We start from the raw sequence: 17,589 nt of genomic DNA, 5'->3' as shown, positions 1-17,589 counted from the left end.
GCGCGTCGGATGAGCAAAGCAACGTCTGGAACAACGACCGACGGCAATTCGACCACTTTTCATCTCCCTGTCGCCGAAGAACAGGTCGAAGGCCTGCCGCCGGGCTTCGGCGGCGGCATCGCCGGCAAGGCGGCCTTCCTGATTGCCGTCGCCTTCTCCGTTTTCCAGATCTACATCGCCGCCTATGGCAGCCTGCCCAGCCAGGTGGTGCGCGCCATGCATGTCGGCTTCCTGCTGCTGCTCGGCTTCGGCCTGATCGCCAACCTGCGCGCCACCGGCGTAGCGGCGAAGGCCGCGTTCTGGACGCTCGGCGCGCTCGGCTTCGGCACCGGCCTCTACAACTGGGTCTTCTACGCCGACCTCATCCGCCGCTCCGGCTTCCTCACCACGCCGGACCTGATCGTCGGCACGCTGCTGGTGGTGCTCGTCTTCGAAGCGGCAAGGCGGCTGATGGGGCTGCCGCTCGCGGTGATCGCCTTCATCTTCCTCGCCTATTGCTTCGTCGGCAATCACCTGCCGCCGCCCTTCATCCATCGCGGCTACGATTTCGCCCAGCTCGTCGACACCTTCGCCTTCGGCACCGAAGGCATATACGGCACGCCGGTCTATGTCTCGGCGGCTTACATCTTCATCTTCGTCGTCTTCGCCGCCTTCCTCGAACGCGCCGGCATGATCGCGCTGTTCAACGATTTCGCGCTTGGCCTGGTCGGCTCCTGGCGCGGCGGTCCGGCCCAGGTCTGCGTGCTCTCCTCGGCGCTGATGGGCACCATCTCCGGTTCGGGCGTCGCCAATGTCGTGGCGAGCGGCCAGTTCACCATTCCGCTGATGAAGCGCTTCGGCTTCCGCTCGGCCTTCGCCGGCGCCGTCGAGGCAACGTCCTCGATGGGCGGCCAGATCATGCCGCCGGTGATGGGCGCGGTCGCCTTCATCATGGCCGAGACGCTGAACGTCCCCTACGCCGAGGTGGTGAAGGCGGCGATCATTCCGGCGCTGCTCTATTTCGGCGCCTGTTTCTGGCAGGTGCATCTGGAGGCGGGCAAGGCCGGCCTGCACGGCATGGCCAAGGCTGAGCTGCCCAATCCCTGGGATGCGGTGCGGCAGCACTGGCCGCTGGTGCTGCCGCTTGCCGTGCTGGTTTACCTGCTCTTCGCCGGCTATACGCCGATCTTCGCCGGCACCATGGGCCTGGCGCTGACCATCGTGCTGATCCTCGGCACGCCGCTGGCGGCGCTGATCGGACCGTTCGCCTTCCGCGTCGTCTTCTGGCTGGCGCTCGGCCTTGCCGCCGCCTCCTTCATGCGCTTCGGCGTCAACATCCTCGGCCTCGTCATCGCGGCGCTCGTTGTCGCCTGCGTCACTTTCAAGGGCGGTCGCGAGACGCTGCGCATCTGCGTCGAATCGCTTGCCGAAGGGGCGAAGAACGCGCTGCCGGTCGGCATCGCCTGCGCCATCGTCGGCATCGTCATCGGCACGCTGACGCTGACCGGCATCGCTTCGACCTTCATCGGCTGGATCATCTCCATCGGCGAGAACAATCTGTTCCTGTCGCTGCTGCTCACCATGCTCACCTGCCTGGTGCTCGGCATGGGCATCCCCACCATCCCCAACTACATCATCACCTCCTCGCTCGCCGGCCCGGCGCTGCTGTCGCTCGGCGTGCCGCTCATCGTCAGCCACATGTTCGTCTTCTATTTCGGCATCATGGCTGATCTCACCCCACCGGTGGCGCTCGCCGCTTTCGCCGCGGCGCCCATGGCCAGGGAAAGCGGGCTGAAGATCGGCATTCAGGCGACCAAGCTCGCCATCGCCGGCTTCGTCGTGCCGTTCATGGCCGTCTACACGCCGGCGCTGATGCTGCAGGATGCAGGCCCGATCGCGGCTTCGTTCGGCTATCCGGTCGAGGTCGCCTACGTCGTCGCCAAAGCCTGCATGGGCATCGTGCTCTGGGGCGCCGCCGCCGTCGGCTTCCTCGCTCGCCGCATGGCCTGGTGGGAGCGCTTGGTCGCCTTCGCCGCCGGCGTGCTGCTGGTGGCGGCGCTGCCGCTCACCGACGAAACCGGCTGGGCGCTGGCGCTGCTCTGGATCGGCTGGCACTGCTGGCGCGCGCGCCAGGCATCCGCGGCCGGCCCTGCATGAGCCTGTGCATCCTCGCAGCCGGCAAGGCGGTGACGCTTGCCGTTGCCGCCTTTACCTTGTCCTGGACGCATTCGGTGGAACGGACGCGCTGGCAAGAGGATTGGAAGGTGACGCCGGCAGGTCTGCGCGTCGTCGAAGCGCGCGTCAAGGGCTCCGGCGCCGGCATGGAGCCGCCGGAAGGCTCGGTGCTGCGGGACGGATGGTGGGTCTATGCGCCACGGATCGGGCCACAGCCGCGGCTGGTGCTCGCGGCCTCCGGCGCAACCGGGGGAGGCTGGACCTTGTGCACGGCCAAGGGCTGTCGCGAGCTTGGCGGGACGGCCGGGGATACGGTCGCGCTCGAAGCCTGCGCCGGTTCGAGCCAGCCGCGATAAAATCCGCGTCGCGATCGAAAATCACCGGCACGAGCCTGGCCTTGGTACCGCCTCGTCCTTTGCAATAGGCCTCGGCCTTGGCGAGCGAGCGGCCGGCGACGAGCAAGGTCAGACGCGGCTCGCTCTCCAGCAACTGCACGATGCGTCCGCCGAAGGTGCCGTAACCGCGGGCAATCAGAAGCTTCATCCGACCCTCCGATCTCAACTGATCAGCCGCTGTCGCAGCTCGGCGGAGGGGATCTCGCAGCTGTGTTTGCGGCCGAACAGCGCACAGCGGTTCTTGGCGATGCGGTCGTACAGCCAGTCGCGCAGCGGCCGCGGCAGGACGAGCAGCAATCTCGCGGCGCGCCACGGCCAGCCGAGCGCCGCCATGACGGCGACGAAACTGTCGAGCTTCGTGAAGGCGGCGCCGTCGATGATGGCGAGGTTGCTGTCGTAATCCTCGGTCGGCAGGCCGTGCTCACGAAACAGCGCCTCGCCGAGCGGCGATTGCGCGGTGGCGAAGCGGAAGCGTTTGTTCCGGTCGATCTTGAGGACGATCTGGACGAAGCCCGAGCAGAACACACAGACGCCGTCGAACACGAGCAGCGGCTGGCGGGCATCGTAAGCTTGGCCTGGGAGGAGGGGACGTTTCTGTTCGGACAGGTCGGTCATGTCGGCCCCGGCTGCTTGTGCCCCTAGGCACTAAGCTAGGGGGACACTAAGCCAGCCGGCGGCGGCGTCAAAGTCGCGGCGTTGTCGCACGCCTGCCGTCGATGACGGCGGGGCGCTCGTCACGATAGGTCGTGGCGCGGGTGTCGGCGACCGGCTTGCAGATCCGGCTGTTGTGGCGGCTGTCGAGCATCGTGGTCAGTGCGTGCCGATGCCGAGCTGGTTGCCGCGGCGTGCGCAGGCCGGGCCCGGGCCGCGCATGTAATAGCGCTCGGGCCGATAGGTCGGCGCGACGAATTCGCGGATGGCGGCGGCATAGCCGGCGATGTGGTTCCAGAAGTTCATTTTCCCTGTCCCTGTCCCGTTTTCGGATGTCCCTTCCGAATTGCGGGGATCATAGCCTCGAGGCGTGAATAGTCGGTGAACGCCCTGTTAATTTCTGGTCCGAAACGCGTTGCATCGTGGCCGGAATGCGGCTGATTCGCGGTGTTTCCACGCCTTTTGTCGCGTTTCCGGCTCGTGTGACTTTTGCATCACATATGTTTCGTCTCTATGTCGCTTGGGCGCGCTTCTGTTTCACGCATCGAAGGTGGCTTGAAATTTCCGTGCGGCGTCGTCCGCCGGCAGGAACCTGCCCTGCGCGGTGACGTTGATCGATCAAGGCCGGGGCCGAACCCGGCCGCGTTGGCGGCGGACCGGCCGCGCAACTTCCAGACAACACCAGACATGGAAGGCAACCGCCATGGGTTTCTTTTCGAAGGACATCAAGACGCTGGACGACCTCTTCGTCCACACGCTGCGCGACATCTATTATGCCGAAAAACAGATCGAGAAATCGCTGCCGAAGATGATCGACAAGGCGACGGATTCGCAATTGAAAGCCGGTTTCGAGAAGCATCTCGCGCAGACCAAGGGCCACATCGAACGGGTCGAGCAGGTATTCGAGCTGCATGGCGTCAAGGCCAAGACCGTCAACTGCCCCGCCATCGACGGCATCCTCGAGGAGGCTGACGACGTGAGCGGCGACGTGGAGGACAAGGAGGTCCTCGATGCCGCGCTGATCGCCTCGGCTCAGGCCGTCGAGCATTACGAGATAACGCGCTACGGCACGCTGATCGCCTGGGCCAAGCAGCTCGGCCGTAGCGACTGCGCCAATGTGCTGGCCAAGAACCTCAAGGAAGAAGAGGCGACCGATCGCAAGCTCACCGAGATCGCGGAAAGCAAGGTCAACCTGCAGGCTGCCGAATAGCTAGTTGTGAGCCCGAAAGGCCGGCGGACAGCCGCCGGCTTTCGCCTGCCCAGAACCGAAGCGGAGCCTTGGCCGTTGCGATGGCACCCGCCTGCCAGGGAGGTCGCCGTGGCGTCTACGTCCAGGCGCAGATCCGCATAGGAGCACGATGTCATGGCCGGCCTCGAGCAATACCACGCCAAGCGCGATTTCCGGAAAACCTCGGAGCCGGCCGGCCAGCTCGCGCCCAGCAAGAAGACCGACGCCGGCGGCATCTTCGTTGTCCAGAAGCATGCCGCGACGCGGCTCCACTATGACTTTCGGCTCGAGCATGATGGCGTGTTGTGGAGCTGGGCGGTCACGCGCGGACCGAGTCTCGACCCGCACGAGAGGCGGCTGGCGGTGCATGTCGAGGACCACCCGATCGACTATGCGTCTTTCGAGGGCACCATTCCGAAGGGCGAATATGGCGGCGGTTCCGTCCTCGTCTGGGACGAAGGCCGGTGGATCCCCGACGGCGACCCGGCCAAGGGCATGAAGAAGGGCCATATCGACTTCGAGCTCGAAGGCCAGAAGCTCAACGGTCGCTGGCATCTGGTCAGGCTGAAGCCGCGCCCGCGCGAAAAGCGCGACAACTGGCTGCTGATCAAATCCAATGACGCCGCCGCCCGCCCTGGTGAAGACATACTTGGAGAGGCGCCGCAATCGGTAAAGTCGGGCTTGACCATCGAGGAGATCGGCGAAGGCAAGACGGCCAAGGGCGCCAAACCAAGGGTCTGGCATTCCAACAAGCCGGCTGCAGGCAAGGCAAAATCCCCACGCCTCGAATTCGTCGAGCCGCAGCTGGCGACGCTCGAAAAGAATGCGCCTTCCGGCGAGGAATGGGTGCATGAGGTGAAGTTCGACGGCTACCGCATGCAGGCGCAGATCGCCGGCAGCGATGTCCGGCTGCTGACCCGCACCGGCCTTGACTGGACGAAGAAGTTCGAAGGTCCGGTCGTGGCCGAGCTTGCCGGACTGAAATGCCGCGACGCCATCATCGACGGCGAGATCGTCGTGTTGGCCGACAGCGGCGTGTCCTCCTTCGCCATGCTGCAGGCGGATCTCTCGGCCGGCCGCACCGACCGCTTCATCTACTACGTCTTCGACCTGATGCGGCTCAATGGCGAGGACCTTCGCCGCGAGCCGCTGGTCGAGCGCAAGCAGGCGCTGGCCGAACTGCTCGGCGAGCGGTCGGAGCAATCCGCCGTCCGCTTCAGCGATCATTTTGCGGAACCAGGCAGCGTCATGCTGCAGCATGTCTGCCGCATGGGTCTCGAAGGCGTGGTGTCGAAACGTGCCGACGCGCCCTATCGCAGCGGCCGCGGCCTCACCTGGATCAAGTCGAAGTGCACGCTGCGCCAGGAATTCGTCATCGGCGGCTACTTGCCCTCGGACAAGACCGGGCGCGGCCTGCGCTCGCTGCTGGTCGGCTATCATGAAGGCGGCAAGCTCAACTATGCCGGCCGCGTCGGCACTGGCTTTTCCGGCAAGGTGGCTGCGGACCTTAAGAAAAAACTCGACAGCCTCAAGACGACGAAGTCGCCTTTTTCTGCCGCCGTGCCGAAGGGCAAGGGCCTCGTCTGGGTCAAGCCCGAGCTTGTCGGCGAAGTGGAGTTCCGCAGCTGGACATCCGACCATATAATCCGCCACGCCTCGTTCCAGGGGCTGCGCGAGGACAAGCCGGCGGAGGACGTGGTGCAGGAAAAGCCGAAGCAAGCCGACGGCAAGACAAAAAGCGGAGCAAAGGCGAGCAGCGGCAGGACCGAGACAAAAACCTCGGCCGGAACGGCGAAGACCTCGGTGAAGCTGTCGCATCCCGACAAGCTGCTGTGGCCCGACGAAAAGGTCTCCAAGCAGGATCTCCTCGATCACTACGCCCTGGTCTGGCCGCGAATTGAGTCATTCGTCGTCAACCGGCCGCTCAGCCTTGTGCGGGCGCCCGACGGCATCCATGGCCAGCGCTTCTTCCAAAAACATGCCTCACCGGGCATGAGCGACAAGATCGCCAGGATGAACGATCCGACCGACGGCGAGGAGATCTTGTTCATCAGGGATTTCGACGGGCTTGCAGCCCTTGTTCAATACGGCGTCGTCGAGGTTCATATCTGGGGCTCGACCGTCGACGAACTGGAAAAGCCGGACCAGATCATCTTCGACCTCGATCCGGACGAGGGCATCGGGGTCGAGGCGGTGCGTGCCGCCGCCCTCGATATCCGAGCCAAGCTGAACGACCTGTCGCTGCCGACGCTGGTCAAGACGTCTGGCGGCAAGGGCTATCACGTGCTGGTGCCGCTCAAGCCCTCCGCCGAATGGGACGAGGTGAAGGACTTCGCCCATGATTTCGCCCGCGCCCTGGAGCAGGCCGCGCCCGACCGCTACACGGCGACGCTGTCGAAGAAGGCGCGCACCGGCAAGATCTTCGTCGACTATCTGCGCAACGGCCGCGGCGCGACCACGGTCGCGCCCTATTCCTCGCGCGCCAAGAAGGGCGCGACGGTGTCGATGCCGGTGACCTGGCCGGAGATCGAGAAGGGCCTGCCGCCCAATGCGTTTCCGCTCGGCGACGCCACGACGCTAAAGCAGCTGAAGAAGGCCGATCCGTGGGCGGATTTCTTCAAGCTGGGCAAACCGCTCAAGCGGGCTTAGCCAACAGCCGAGCCGGCCAGTCCGTCACGCCAGAAATACCCTCTCGAACTCCTGCTTGCCCTTCGGCGAGAACACCACGGCGCAGCTGTCCTTGTCGCGCCGCGCCCATTTTTTGACGATGACCTTGTCGAGGATGGCGGCGCCCAGCGCGCCGGCCAGATGCGAGCGCCGCACGCTCCAGTCGAGGCAGGCGCGGCAGATCGGCCGCTTCGCTTTGCTGTCGATCTCGATGCCGAGCGCGGCGAAATGCGAAATGGCTGACGGCGACAGCCTGATCTCGTTCTCCTGGCGCAGCACCAGCTTCCGGTCGACCAGACGGTCGAGCATCGCCACCGCCTGCTCGCCGGCAAGATGGTCGTAGCACACCCGCGCCACGCGCATGGCCGCGTCGCGCGGGCCGGGCCGCACCCGCTTCGGGCCGACCGCCTCGGCGACGCCGATGATCGCCTCGAGCATGCCCGCCACCTGCGGGCCGGCAAGGCCGTAGTAGCGATGCCGGCCCTGGCTCGCCAGCGTCAGCAACCCGCCGTCCATCAGCTTGGACAGATGCGAGGACGCGGTGGGCAGCGACACGCCGGCTTCAAGCGCCAGCTCCGACGCGGTCAGCGCCGTGCCGCCCATCAGCGCGTTGAGCATGTTGGCGCGGGCCGGGTCGCCGACCAGGCTGGCGATGCGGGCGATATCGGGTCCTTCACGCATAGTTCGATCCTCATCGAAGCATTCCCGTGAGGGAAGCACTATTCTCAGGCGAGCTCAAGGAGCTCGGCAAACGCTGCTGACACCAGAACGTCTAGCACAGCCGGTGAAGCGATGTTTCGACCGTGGTCGAACCGTCGCCGCCAGCAAGCCCACCGACCCAGTAAGCCAATCGACGAGGAGACCGAAATGACCGTCACCTGCTTCATCCGCTACGAGATCGACCCTTTCGGCAAGGCCGCGTTCGAGCAATATGCGCGCGCCTGGGGTCAGGCCATTCCGCGCAGCGGCGCCGAGCTGATCGGCTATTTCGCGCCGCATGAGGGTTCGGCCACCACGGCTTACGCGGCCTACAACATCGAGAACCTCGCGGCCTACGAAGCCTATCGCGCGCGGCTTGCCGCCGACCCGGCCGGCAAGGCAAACTATGAGTTCGCGCGGCGCGAGAAATTCATTCTCAAGGAAGACCGGATCTTCCTGAAACTGGTCTCGGCACCGCATGGCCCGAGGCAGGTCTTTCGCACCGACGTAACGGTCAAAGAAGGGATAGAGGCATGATCGCCGTCATCTTCGAAGTCGAGCCGGCGGAGAGAAAACGTGACGCCTATCTTGGCATCGCCGTCGAGCTCAAGCCCCTGCTCGACGGCATCGATGGCTTCATCTCGGTCGAGCGCTTCCAGAGCCTGACCGATCCGAGGCGCGTGCTCTCGCTGTCCTTCTGGCGCGACGAGGAAGCCGTCAAGGCCTGGCGCAACACCGAGGAGCACCGGCAGGCGCAGAAGGCCGGCCGTGGCGGCATCTTTGCCGGCTATCGTCTGCGCATCGCCCATGTGGTGCGCGATTACGGGCTAAATGAAAGGGCTGAAGCGCCCGAAGACAGCCGCATGGTGAATGGGTGAAACGCGGCTCTCCCTTCTCCCCTTGTGGGCCTGATGCGTAATTGGCCCGCAAGGGGAGAAGGAGGGTCGGCCCTCACGCATTGCCGATCAGCACACCCGCTCCGAACACCAGCGCGCCGCCCAGCACCACCTGGAAGGCGGCGCGCCAGAACGGCGTCTGCATGTAGCGGTTCTGGATGAAGGCGATCGCCCACAGTTCGAAAAACACGACGATCGCGGCAACGATCGTTGCCGTCCAGAAATAGGGAATGAGATAGGGCAGCGCGTGGCCGAGTCCCCCCAGCGTCGTCATGATGCCGACGGTGAGCCCCCGCTTCACCGGCGAGCCGCGCCCCGAAAGTTTGCCGTCGTCGGAAGCCACCTCGGTGAAGCCCATCGAGATGCCGGCGCCGATCGAGGCGGCGAGGCCGACGAGGAAGGTCTGGAAGGTTGCATGGGTGGCGAAGGCGGCGGCGAAGATCGGCGCCAGGGTCGACACCGACCCGTCCATCAGCCCGGCCAGCCCCGGCTGCACATAGGTGAGGATGAACTGGCGCTGCTCGGTTGTCGCTTCCTCCTCCTTCACCTCGCCCGGGACGTGCTCCTGTTCGAGTTCATGCGCGGAGTTCTCGTGGCCGAGTTCCGCCGCCGCCAGCTCGTCGAGCAGCTTCCGGGTCGACGCATCGGTGGTGCGCTTGGCCGCCTCGACATAGAAGCGATAAGCCTGCCGCTCCATGTCCTCGGCCTGACGGCGCACATGCTCGATGCCGAGCGGCCGCACCAGCCAGTCGGGCTTGCGTTCGTAGTAGCCTCGCACATGCTCGCGCCGGATCAGCGGGATGCGCTCGCCGAAGCGCTTGCGGTGAAGCTCGATGAGGGAATCGCGGTGGCCGTCTTCCTCCTCCGCCATGGCCTCGAACACCTTGGCCGATTGTGGAAACTCTTGTGCCAGCCCGTCGGCATAGGCCCGGTAAATGCGTCCGTCGTCCTCCTCCGACGAAATCGCCAGCGCCAGGATTTCCTGCTCCGACAGCGAATCGAAGGAGCGGCGGCCAAAGCCGAAAACACGGGAAAGCATGAGAAAATCACCCTAGTTTAGAACGATTCTAAACTAGGGAATCGTTTGCCGAGGGTCAATCGCGAACGCCGCGGGACAGGCAGAATTCGTCGATCCAGCTTTCCGCTCGCACCCTTCATTATTGCCGAATGTTCACCTATATGGAACGCATTAGCCAAAAACGAAGGAAACACGGGATGACGGACAAGAAGCCCCCGCACGCATTCGATCCAAAGCCGGTTCTCGATCTCATCGCCAGCATCGAGGCCGACCTGGAGCGGCTCAAAGGCCTGGTCGAGCAGCAGGCCGAAAAATTCGACCCCGCCAATCCGCACAACAAGACGCTGGACGGCAAGCTGACCGAGGAAGGCGTCGAATGCTGCTACCGCATGTTCGACGACGGCAAGTCGCGCTACACGGTCGCCCAGCAGATGAAGATCTCTTTTGCTGCCGCCACGCATCGTTTCAACAGCTGGCGCAAGCTCGGCGGCAAGAAGCGGACGCGCGCGCTGCTGGGGTGAGCAGCGGCCGCCCTTCGCTTCGTCATCCTCGGGCTTGACCCGAGGATCATGCCGCGAGCGCTATCACGGAATGCAGAAGCGAGAGCGCGCTCTGGAGGACCCTGCGAAGAGTGTCCGTTCTGCTTCGGCTGCCCGCATCGCGAAGGTGCCGACATGGATTCCCGCGTCGCTTCGCTCCTTGCTCCGCCTGAGACTGACGAAGGTGACGGCCGTCGACGCTATCATCGCCAATATTGTCTCCATCACATTTTTTCGTTGGCGCGCCGCGGCGTTTTCCGTGCAGCATATGTGCATCATTCTCACGAGGCCCACCATGACCGCCCTCCCCGGCATCTCCGACATCCACGCCGCTGCCGCCAGGCTTTCCGGGCTGATCGTCGAAACGCCGCTGATCGAATCGCCGGAGCTCAACAAGCGCTATGGCGGCCGCATCCTGTTCAAGCCGGAGACGCTGCAGCGCACCGGTTCCTTCAAGATCCGCGGCGCCTACAACAAATTGTCGTGCTTAAGCGAAGAAGAGCGCAGCCGCGGCGTCGTCGCCTTTTCGTCCGGCAATCACGCGCAGGGTGTCGCCGCTTCGGCCGCCATGTTCGGCGTCAGGGCGGTCATTGCCATGCCCGCGGACGCGCCGGCGCTCAAGGTCGGCAATGTGCGCAAGATGGGCGCCGAGGTGGTGCCGTTCGACCGCTTCAAGGACGACCGCATGACCATCGTTCGCCCCTATATCGAGAAGGGCATGGCGCTGGTGCCGCCTTTCGACGATCCGGCCATCATTGCCGGCCAGGGCACCATCGGGCTGGAGCTGGTGCGCCAAGCGAAGGCGCTGGGCGTCAGCCTGGACGCAGTTGTCGTGCCCTGCGGCGGCGGGGGTCTGTCGAGCGGCATTTCCGTCGCGGTGAAGGACGCCTCGGCACAGACGCAAGTCTGGGCGGTCGAGCCGGAGCATTTCGACGACACGCGCCGCTCGCTCGCCAAGGGTGACCGGGTCTCGAATGAGCCCGGCCACACCTCTATTTGCGATGCGATCCTGACCGCCGAGCCCGGTGCCATCACCTTTGAGATCAACCGCAAAAACCTCGCCGGCGCCATCGCCGTCTCGGACAAGGCCACGGCGCAAGCCATGCGCGACGCCATGGCGTACTTGAAGCTGGTGGTCGAGCCCGGCGGCTGCGTTGCGCTCGCGGCGCTCGCGTCCGGCGAGATCGATCTCGCCGGCAAATGCGTGGCGGTGGTGCTTTCCGGCGGCAATGTCGATTTCGGCACCTACGCGGAGATCATGGCGGCGGCGGCCTGATCGGTCAGTCGCCGCTCAATCCAGCGTCCGCCGGAACCGCACCAGCGCAACGCCGGCAAACAACGCCACGAACACCACCAGCCAGCCGATCTCGGTCGCCACAGCCGGCAGTTCCGCGCTCTTCAGCATGACGGCGCGGGTGATGCGCAAGAAATGCGTCAGCGGAAAGATCTCGCCAAGGATCTGCGCCCAGCCCGGCATGCCGCGATAGGGGAACATGAAGCCCGACAGCATGATCGAGGGCAGGAAGAAGAAGAAGGTGAGCTGCAGCGCCTGCATCTGCGTGCGCGCGATCGTCGAAATCGTGTAGCCAAGCAGCACCAGCGCCAGCACGAACACCAGCACCGCCGAGAGCAGGAGCGACAGCGATCCCATGAAGGGAATGGAAAACAGGAGCTTCGCCGCTGCCAGCACCACCACCACCTGCACCGCGCCGACCACCAGGTAAGGCAGCACCTTGCCCAGCATGATCTCAAGCGGGCTGGACGGCATGGCCAAAAGATTTTCCATCGTGCCGCGCTCGGTCTCGCGCGTCAGCGCGATCGAGGTCATCATCACCATGGTCATCTGCAGGATGACGCCGAGCAGGCCGGGAACGATGTTGTATTGCGAGATGCCTTCCGGATTGTAGCGCCGGTGCACGACGACATCGAGCTGGCCGCGCGCCGCCTCCTTCGCCGCTTCCTGCATGCCTTGCGCTCTCAGCAGCGCCTGGCCGGCGACGGTGCTCAGCGTCGAGATGGCACCGCTCGCCACCGCCGGATCGGTGGCGTCCGCCTCGATCAGGATCTGCGGATTGTCGCCGCGCTCCACCCGTCGCGCGAAATCGGCCGGGATGGTGACGACGAAGGCGACGTCGCCGCGCGACATCAGGAACTCGGCTTGCGACGCACTTTGCGCCACATGGTCGAAGCGATAGTAGCCGGTGGTCTGCAGCGCCGAGACCATCGCCCGCGTGTAGGGATCGCTGCTGGTCGCGACGAGTGCTGCCGGCAGGCTCTTCGGGTCGTTGTTGATGGCATAGCCGAACAGCACCAGCTGTATCAGCGGCACGCCCAGCATCATGGCGAAGGTGATGCGGTCGCGCCGCATCTGGATGAATTCCTTGATCAGCAGCGCGCCGAGTCTCGAGAAGGAAAAGATCGCTCTCACGCCATCTCTCATGCCATGTTGTCCTTCGAGCCGGACATGAACTGGATGAAGACATCTTCCAGGCTGGTCTCGCCCGGCGCCACCGTCACCCCTTTGTGCTCCTTCTCGACATCGGCGAGCGCCTTTTCGAGGGCTGCCTTGTCGGAGCCGACGACATGCAGCGTGGCGCCGAACGGCGCCACCTGGTCGACGCCCGGACGCCCCTGCAGCGCCTCGGCCACGCGGTCGAGCCGCGGTCCCTGCAGCACGAAGGTGGTAAGGCCGGCATTCCTCACCACCTCGTCCACGGTGCCGGTGGCCAGCATCTTGCCGTAGGAGATGTAGCTGATGCGGTGGCAGCGCTCGGCCTCGTCCATGTAATGGGTGGAGACCAGCACGGTGAGCCCGCCGCTGGCCAGGCGGTGGATCTCGTCCCAGAACTCGCGCCGTGCCTTCGGGTCGACGCCAGCCGTCGGCTCGTCGAGCAGCAGCAGCTTCGGCTTGTGCATGATGCAGGCAGCGAGTGCCAGCCGCTGCTTCCAGCCGCCGGAAAGCGTGCCGGCGAGCTGGTTGCGGCGCGTCGTCAGGCCGAGTTCCTGCAGCGTTTGCGAGACATACTCCTCGACCGGCTTCAGCTGGTAGAGCCGCGCCACGAATTCGAGATTCTCGCCGATCGTCAGATCCTCGTAGAACGAGAATTTCTGCGTCATGTACCCGACTTCGCGTTTGATCTTGAGCGCGTCGGTAAGGATGTCGAAGCCGAGCACCGTGCCCTCGCCCGCATCCGGCGTCAAAAGCCCGCACATGATGCGGATGGTCGTCGTCTTGCCCGAGCCGTTCGGCCCGAGGAAACCGACGATCTCGCCCTCGGCGACCGCCATCGTGACATGGTCGACGACGGTCTTGTCGCCGAAGCGCTTGACCAACCCACGGACGTCGATGACGTTCATCTGTCAATATCCGCCAGGTCGACATCGACGATCTGGCCGGGCTGCAGCGGATGGGCATCGCCCTCCGGCCGCGCCTCGACGAGATAGACCAGCTTCTGCCGGTTCTCGAGCGAGTAGATCACCGGCGGGGTGAACTCGGGATCGGGCGACACATAGCTGACGCGTGCCTTCAAATCCGGCCCGCAGCCGTCGCAACGGACGCTGAGCAGGGTGCCGACCTTGACCGAGGAGAAGGCCGTCTCCGGCACATAGACGCTGAGTTTTACCGCGCCGTCGGGCAGCATCGAGATCACCGGCGCGGTCGGTCCGGCCGTATCGCCGGGATTGCGGATCACGTCGTCGATGCGGCCGGGCGAAGGCGCCGCCAGCACGCGCTTGGACAGGCGCCACTCGGCCTGCCCCAATTCCGATTGCGCCTGCTTGACCTGGTTCTCGGCAGCTCTGATCGTTTCGGCCCGCGCCGGCAGGCCGCCGACGGCAAGGTTCGCCTCCGCCTGGCCGACCTGCGCGTTGGCGGTCTCCAGCGAAGCCGAGGCCGTGTCATAATCGGCCTGGGTGCCGGTGCCGCGCTTGTAGAGATCGCTGGCGCGGTCATATTTGCGTTTGGCGTCGGCAGCCTGCGCCTTCGCCATGTCCACCTGCGCCTTGAGCACGGCGATCTCTTCCGGCCGCTTGCCCACCTTGAGGTCGGCAAGCTGCGCCTGCGCTTGGGCGAGCGCGGCCTGGGCTTGCGCCACGGCGATCTTGGCATCGGCGCTTTCCAGCGTCACCACCGGCGCGCCCGACTCGACACGGTCGCCGCGCTTGACCGTCACGGTCTCGACCTGCGCGACTTCGATCGGCGCCAGCAGCACATATTCGCCTTCGACATAGCCGACGGCAAGCGGGGCGGCCGGCGCGCAGGCGCCGAACAGCTGGGCCGCGAGCGGCAGCGAACAGAGTAAGCTCATGATTTGACCTTCCTGCCGGCGGCTGCGTCGCGCGCCGCAAGCATTGCCCTGAGGTTGTCGGTCGCGACCGCCACGACCTTGGCGGCCTCCTTGTCGCCGATCTCGCGCCAGCCCATCCTGCGCATCACCGCCTCGCGTCCGATGCGGAAATAGATGACCTGCCCGATGATGGTGAACACGGTGAGCCTGGTGGCCTCGCTCTCGGCCGGTTCGCCGGTCGCCTGCTCCCAGATCTGGCACAGCCGGCGATGCGTCGGTTCGAACACGCCGGCATAAATGCGGTCGAGCGCCGCCGTCGGGTGTGAGAGCTCGCGCAGTACGAATTGTACGATCTCGCCGGCCTGGGGACTTGCCACGACAAAGCCGACCATCCGCGCCAGCGCGGCAAAGAGCTGCGCCCGGGCGGCTTCCGGGCTCGAAGGGGCCGCCGGCTGGGGTGCGCCGAGCGCCTGGCCGGCGATCCCTTGGATGGTCTCGACGATGAAGTCGGCGGCGGCGGCGCGCAGCCCCTCCTTGCCGCCGAAATGATAGGCGATCGAGCCGATATTGGCCTTGGCCTCGGCCGCGATCTCGCGCGTCGAGGTGCCGTCGAAGCCCTGCCGGCCGAACAGCTTCAGCGCGGCCTGCACCAGCGCCGCGCGCGTTTGATCGGCGGGAGAGGCTTCGCGTTGCGGCCCTTTGGCGTTCGTTTGTTTGCTCATTGCACCCATTTAATCAATCGATTGATTAAAGTCAAATTGAATTCCAACGCGGCTTGCCATCTTCCTGCGGGCGGGCTTTAGTGCGCGGCCATGGGCAAGGAAGTCGAGCGCAAGTTCCTGGTCGCTGATCCCGCCTGGCGCAGCCTGGTCGAGGCGCATATCCGCATTCGTCAGTTCTACGTCGCCGCGCAGCCTGGACGCACGGTTCGCGTACGCATCAGCGACGGAGGCTCCGCCGCGCTGACGCTGAAGTTCGGCAGCAAGGCGCGCGAGCGCGACGAATTCGAATATCCGATCCCGCTCGCCGAGGCCGAGGAATTGATGGCCTTCGCGATCGGGCGTGTCATCGAGAAGACACGTCACCATGTTAGGCACCGCGGCTATCTCTATGAAGTCGATGTGTTCGGCGGAGTGCTCTCGGGGCTGGTGGTCGCGGAGTTGGAGACGCCGGAGGACGTGCCTGACGAAATGCTGCCCGACTGGCTCGGTCGCGAGGTCACCGGTGAGTCGAGGTTTTACAACGCGTCGCTGGCCCTCGGCGGGATTCCGGAGATAGCCGCATGAGCTTTCGCATCGATCCGCGCTTGCCGCTGACCGGCGAGGTCAGGCGCATATTGGCTGACGAGATCGGCAAGGCGCTTGGCCAACTCGAGACGGCGCGCGACAAGCCGGAGCAGGGACTGCACAAGTGCCGTAAGCGGCTTAAGGGCGTGCGCGCCTTGTTGCGCCTGGTTCGTTCCGGAGACGAACCGTTCTGCCAGACCGAGAACGAATGCTACAAGCAGGTGTCGGCGCTGCTTGCCGGCCCGCGCGAGGCGACCGCTCTCATCGAGACCATCGACCGTCTGGGCTCCGCTTTTCCGGATGAAACCGCGGCCGGCGAGCTCGATCCCATCCGCGAGCGGCTGGTGCTGCGCCAGCACGAGCTCCATGCCGGCCCCGGTCTCGACGCTGCCATAAACGCCGCGGTCGCTGCCTGCCGGGAAGGGCTGGAGCGCATCGACAGGCTGTCGCTCCCCGATCAGCCCGAGCAGGCGGCCGACATACTGGCCGAAGGCGCCCGCGCCGCCTTGCGGCGGGCGAAAAAGGCGCTGGATAAGGCGAGCTCGCGCGGCGAGGCCGATGACTTTCACGACCTGCGCAAGGCGTGCAAGACGCATTCGATGCATCTGTCGCTGCTCGGCCGCCTGTGGCCGGCGCCGATCAAGGCGCGCCGCAAGGCGGTTGACAAGCTTGGCGAACGGCTGGGCGAGCTGCATGACGTCTTCGTCATGCGCGCGCTGCTCGTCGCCGCTGGCGAGCCGCTCGGTCCGCCCGAAGACACCAGGCTTCTGCGCAAGCTGCTGAAGCGTGCGGAAAAAAGCCTCAGCAAGACCTGTCTTGCCGATGCCGCCGAATTGTTCGGCGACAGCCCCAAGCGGTCGGCCAGAAAGCTCGCGCGCAAGGCTCGCGACGACCTCGCGCCGCCGCATGAGGAAGCCGGCCCGGTCGCGGCCTGACGCCTATGCCGGCAGCGGCCGCCTTGCTTTCGCCCCGGCATCCGTCCGAGCGCCGGCATCGCGCGGATGCGGTCCGATCGGCATGATCGCCGGAAACGGCGTCGCGCCGAAGGCGAAGGTCCATTTGTAGCCGATGAGCCGCTCTTCCGGCGTGGTGTGCTGGTCGTGATGGGCAAGCAGCCTGGCGCGCTCCGCCAGCTCCTCCGCCTCGCGCCGCACCATCTCCGCCGTTTCCGGCCGCATGCGCCGCGAGAAGCTGACGAAGGTCGCTTCGCGTTCCAGATGGGTTATCGCCCAGCCGACAAAATTCTTGTTGGTCGTCTCGAAATGCGGCCGCAGCGGACCCTCGAAATCCCACTGGATCGGTGTCTCGACCAGCAATCTTGCCGACAGGCCGCGCCCGAGCGCCACCAGCCCAAGCTCTTCCAGGTCGCGCAGGTAGAGGAACATAGATGCTTCGCTGAGACCCTGTGAGCGCATGATGCCTTCGGGCGTGAATTTTTCGGACAGCATGATGAAGACGAAGAGCAGCGCCGGCCGCGCGGCGAGCTTGCGCTCGATCTCCGGCGCGACCTGGTTGGCCGGTCCCGGTCCCCGGTTCATCGAGCCCAGCACATTCTCCAGTTCCACGTCCGCAGCGGCGCAGATTTGTATCAGCCGATCGAGCTTGCAGTTGCGCTCATGGAAGATGCGCTTCACTGTCGGCTCGGAAACGCCCATGCGCTCGGCCAGCGCCCGGTAGGTCAGGCCCTTGGCCTTCAATGTCCGTTTCAGCGCCTCGAAGATCGGCCCGTTCATGGAATGCACCTCGTTTGCGCGAATTCGTATCGCTCCT

The 17,589-nt window shown here is 65.3% G+C and carries 19 protein-coding genes; 10 read left to right on the top strand and 9 right to left on the bottom strand.

Going from position 1 to position 17,589, the window contains the following annotated elements; translation table 11 throughout:
* Positions 1-9: 9 nt before the first annotated feature.
* Both P9230_RS23880 and P9230_RS23875 read left to right on the top strand, forming a co-directional pair.
* Complete coding sequence (locus tag P9230_RS23880; protein ID WP_278120904.1) at positions 10-2,136, top strand: TRAP transporter permease; 2,127 nt, start codon at positions 10-12, stop codon at positions 2,134-2,136.
* Positions 2,133-2,510, top strand: coding sequence for a DUF1850 domain-containing protein (locus P9230_RS23875; RefSeq protein WP_278120903.1), 378 nt, complete (start codon positions 2,133-2,135; stop codon positions 2,508-2,510). The genes P9230_RS23880 and P9230_RS23875 overlap by 4 nt, the downstream gene beginning before the upstream one ends.
* Before the next feature lie 201 nt (positions 2,511-2,711).
* Here the strand turns inward: P9230_RS23875 and P9230_RS23870 are convergent, their stop codons facing one another.
* Both P9230_RS23870 and P9230_RS23865 read right to left on the bottom strand, forming a co-directional pair.
* On the bottom strand, positions 2,712-3,164 hold the full coding sequence (locus P9230_RS23870; RefSeq protein WP_278120902.1) for a DCC1-like thiol-disulfide oxidoreductase family protein: 453 nt from the start codon (positions 3,162-3,164) through the stop codon (positions 2,712-2,714).
* Positions 3,165-3,359: 195 nt separating this feature from the next.
* The gene (locus P9230_RS23865) at positions 3,360-3,506 is read right to left on the bottom strand and encodes a hypothetical protein (protein ID WP_082953820.1); all 147 of its coding nucleotides are present in this window, start codon (positions 3,504-3,506) and stop codon (positions 3,360-3,362) included.
* Positions 3,507-3,903: 397 nt separating this feature from the next.
* On the opposite strand from P9230_RS23865, the gene P9230_RS23860 reads away from it, so the two are divergent.
* Complete coding sequence (locus tag P9230_RS23860; protein ID WP_067003177.1) at positions 3,904-4,410, top strand: ferritin-like domain-containing protein; 507 nt, start codon at positions 3,904-3,906, stop codon at positions 4,408-4,410.
* Positions 4,411-4,563: 153 nt separating this feature from the next.
* Positions 4,564-7,077 (top strand): DNA ligase D, encoded by a 2,514-nt coding sequence (gene ligD, locus P9230_RS23855; protein ID WP_278120901.1) that lies wholly within the window; start codon positions 4,564-4,566, stop codon positions 7,075-7,077.
* A gap of 24 nt (positions 7,078-7,101) precedes the next feature.
* Here ligD and P9230_RS23850 read toward each other — a convergent pair whose 3' ends face one another.
* The gene (locus P9230_RS23850) at positions 7,102-7,776 is read right to left on the bottom strand and encodes a winged helix-turn-helix domain-containing protein (RefSeq protein ID WP_278120900.1); all 675 of its coding nucleotides are present in this window, start codon (positions 7,774-7,776) and stop codon (positions 7,102-7,104) included.
* A 186-nt stretch (positions 7,777-7,962) separates the two neighbouring features.
* On the opposite strand from P9230_RS23850, the gene P9230_RS23845 reads away from it, so the two are divergent.
* Both P9230_RS23845 and P9230_RS23840 read left to right on the top strand, forming a co-directional pair.
* Positions 7,963-8,331 carry an NIPSNAP family protein gene (locus P9230_RS23845; protein WP_127216013.1) on the top strand — a complete coding sequence of 123 codons (369 nt, stop codon included), beginning with the start codon at positions 7,963-7,965 and terminating at the stop codon, positions 8,329-8,331.
* Positions 8,328-8,672 carry an antibiotic biosynthesis monooxygenase gene (locus P9230_RS23840; RefSeq protein ID WP_278120899.1) on the top strand — a complete coding sequence of 115 codons (345 nt, stop codon included), beginning with the start codon at positions 8,328-8,330 and terminating at the stop codon, positions 8,670-8,672. Before P9230_RS23845 ends, P9230_RS23840 begins: the two co-directional genes overlap by 4 nt.
* Positions 8,673-8,745: 73 nt before the next feature.
* Here the strand turns inward: P9230_RS23840 and mbfA are convergent, their stop codons facing one another.
* Positions 8,746-9,729, bottom strand: coding sequence for an iron exporter MbfA (gene mbfA / locus P9230_RS23835; protein ID WP_067003167.1), 984 nt, complete (start codon positions 9,727-9,729; stop codon positions 8,746-8,748).
* A gap of 176 nt (positions 9,730-9,905) precedes the next feature.
* Between mbfA and P9230_RS23830 the strand changes: the two genes are divergently transcribed.
* Together P9230_RS23830 and P9230_RS23825 are read left to right on the top strand one after the other, a co-directional pair.
* Positions 9,906-10,229 (top strand): hypothetical protein, encoded by a 324-nt coding sequence (locus P9230_RS23830; RefSeq protein ID WP_067324609.1) that lies wholly within the window; start codon positions 9,906-9,908, stop codon positions 10,227-10,229.
* Positions 10,230-10,542: 313 nt separating this feature from the next.
* Positions 10,543-11,523 carry a threonine/serine dehydratase gene (locus P9230_RS23825; protein WP_278120898.1) on the top strand — a complete coding sequence of 327 codons (981 nt, stop codon included), beginning with the start codon at positions 10,543-10,545 and terminating at the stop codon, positions 11,521-11,523.
* A gap of 15 nt (positions 11,524-11,538) precedes the next feature.
* Here P9230_RS23825 and P9230_RS23820 read toward each other — a convergent pair whose 3' ends face one another.
* Genes P9230_RS23820 through P9230_RS23805 form a run of 4 tightly spaced genes read right to left on the bottom strand, consistent with a single transcriptional unit; the run spans position 11,539 to position 15,255 of the window.
* Positions 11,539-12,675 carry an ABC transporter permease gene (locus tag P9230_RS23820; RefSeq protein ID WP_067003310.1) on the bottom strand — a complete coding sequence of 379 codons (1,137 nt, stop codon included), beginning with the start codon at positions 12,673-12,675 and terminating at the stop codon, positions 11,539-11,541.
* 8 nt (positions 12,676-12,683) lie between these two features.
* Positions 12,684-13,604 carry an ABC transporter ATP-binding protein gene (locus tag P9230_RS23815; protein WP_095825068.1) on the bottom strand — a complete coding sequence of 307 codons (921 nt, stop codon included), beginning with the start codon at positions 13,602-13,604 and terminating at the stop codon, positions 12,684-12,686.
* Entirely contained in the window at positions 13,601-14,554 is a 954-nt protein-coding gene (locus tag P9230_RS23810; RefSeq protein WP_095799517.1) for an HlyD family efflux transporter periplasmic adaptor subunit, read from the bottom strand. The genes P9230_RS23815 and P9230_RS23810 overlap by 4 nt, the downstream gene beginning before the upstream one ends.
* On the bottom strand, positions 14,551-15,255 hold the full coding sequence (locus tag P9230_RS23805; RefSeq protein ID WP_067323437.1) for a DUF1956 domain-containing protein: 705 nt from the start codon (positions 15,253-15,255) through the stop codon (positions 14,551-14,553). The genes P9230_RS23810 and P9230_RS23805 overlap by 4 nt, the downstream gene beginning before the upstream one ends.
* Positions 15,256-15,345: 90 nt before the next feature.
* Between P9230_RS23805 and P9230_RS23800 the strand changes: the two genes are divergently transcribed.
* Both P9230_RS23800 and P9230_RS23795 read left to right on the top strand, forming a co-directional pair.
* Complete coding sequence (locus tag P9230_RS23800; protein ID WP_278055119.1) at positions 15,346-15,819, top strand: CYTH domain-containing protein; 474 nt, start codon at positions 15,346-15,348, stop codon at positions 15,817-15,819.
* The gene (locus P9230_RS23795) at positions 15,816-16,754 is read left to right on the top strand and encodes a CHAD domain-containing protein (protein WP_127324877.1); all 939 of its coding nucleotides are present in this window, start codon (positions 15,816-15,818) and stop codon (positions 16,752-16,754) included. The genes P9230_RS23800 and P9230_RS23795 overlap by 4 nt, the downstream gene beginning before the upstream one ends.
* Before the next feature lie 3 nt (positions 16,755-16,757).
* Here the strand turns inward: P9230_RS23795 and P9230_RS23790 are convergent, their stop codons facing one another.
* Positions 16,758-17,552, bottom strand: a complete 795-nt coding sequence (locus tag P9230_RS23790; protein ID WP_278120897.1) for a helix-turn-helix transcriptional regulator — start codon at positions 17,550-17,552, stop codon at positions 16,758-16,760.
* Positions 17,553-17,589 lie beyond the last annotated feature (37 nt).

Source organism: Mesorhizobium sp. WSM4887, assembly GCF_029625865.1.
In the GTDB taxonomy this organism is placed as follows: Bacteria; Pseudomonadota; Alphaproteobacteria; order Rhizobiales; family Rhizobiaceae; genus Mesorhizobium.
The sequence above is the reverse complement of the archived record's forward strand: the minus strand, read 5'-3'. Positions and strand labels throughout refer to the sequence as shown.

Coding starts and splice junctions, on each gene's coding strand:
- P9230_RS23880 (WP_278120904.1), top strand. CDS start 10: ATGAGCAAAGCAACGTCTGGAACAACGACCGACGGCAATTCGACCACT.
- P9230_RS23875 (WP_278120903.1), top strand. CDS start 2,133: ATGAGCCTGTGCATCCTCGCAGCCGGCAAGGCGGTGACGCTTGCCGTT.
- P9230_RS23870 (WP_278120902.1), bottom strand. CDS start 3,164: ATGACCGACCTGTCCGAACAGAAACGTCCCCTCCTCCCAGGCCAAGCT.
- P9230_RS23865 (WP_082953820.1), bottom strand. CDS start 3,506: ATGAACTTCTGGAACCACATCGCCGGCTATGCCGCCGCCATCCGCGAA.
- P9230_RS23860 (WP_067003177.1), top strand. CDS start 3,904: ATGGGTTTCTTTTCGAAGGACATCAAGACGCTGGACGACCTCTTCGTC.
- ligD (WP_278120901.1), top strand. CDS start 4,564: ATGGCCGGCCTCGAGCAATACCACGCCAAGCGCGATTTCCGGAAAACC.
- P9230_RS23850 (WP_278120900.1), bottom strand. CDS start 7,776: ATGCGTGAAGGACCCGATATCGCCCGCATCGCCAGCCTGGTCGGCGAC.
- P9230_RS23845 (WP_127216013.1), top strand. CDS start 7,963: ATGACCGTCACCTGCTTCATCCGCTACGAGATCGACCCTTTCGGCAAG.
- P9230_RS23840 (WP_278120899.1), top strand. CDS start 8,328: ATGATCGCCGTCATCTTCGAAGTCGAGCCGGCGGAGAGAAAACGTGAC.
- mbfA (WP_067003167.1), bottom strand. CDS start 9,729: ATGCTTTCCCGTGTTTTCGGCTTTGGCCGCCGCTCCTTCGATTCGCTG.
- P9230_RS23830 (WP_067324609.1), top strand. CDS start 9,906: ATGACGGACAAGAAGCCCCCGCACGCATTCGATCCAAAGCCGGTTCTC.
- P9230_RS23825 (WP_278120898.1), top strand. CDS start 10,543: ATGACCGCCCTCCCCGGCATCTCCGACATCCACGCCGCTGCCGCCAGG.
- P9230_RS23815 (WP_095825068.1), bottom strand. CDS start 13,604: ATGAACGTCATCGACGTCCGTGGGTTGGTCAAGCGCTTCGGCGACAAG.
- P9230_RS23810 (WP_095799517.1), bottom strand. CDS start 14,554: ATGAGCTTACTCTGTTCGCTGCCGCTCGCGGCCCAGCTGTTCGGCGCC.
- P9230_RS23805 (WP_067323437.1), bottom strand. CDS start 15,255: ATGAGCAAACAAACGAACGCCAAAGGGCCGCAACGCGAAGCCTCTCCC.
- P9230_RS23800 (WP_278055119.1), top strand. CDS start 15,346: ATGGGCAAGGAAGTCGAGCGCAAGTTCCTGGTCGCTGATCCCGCCTGG.
- P9230_RS23795 (WP_127324877.1), top strand. CDS start 15,816: ATGAGCTTTCGCATCGATCCGCGCTTGCCGCTGACCGGCGAGGTCAGG.
- P9230_RS23790 (WP_278120897.1), bottom strand. CDS start 17,552: ATGAACGGGCCGATCTTCGAGGCGCTGAAACGGACATTGAAGGCCAAG.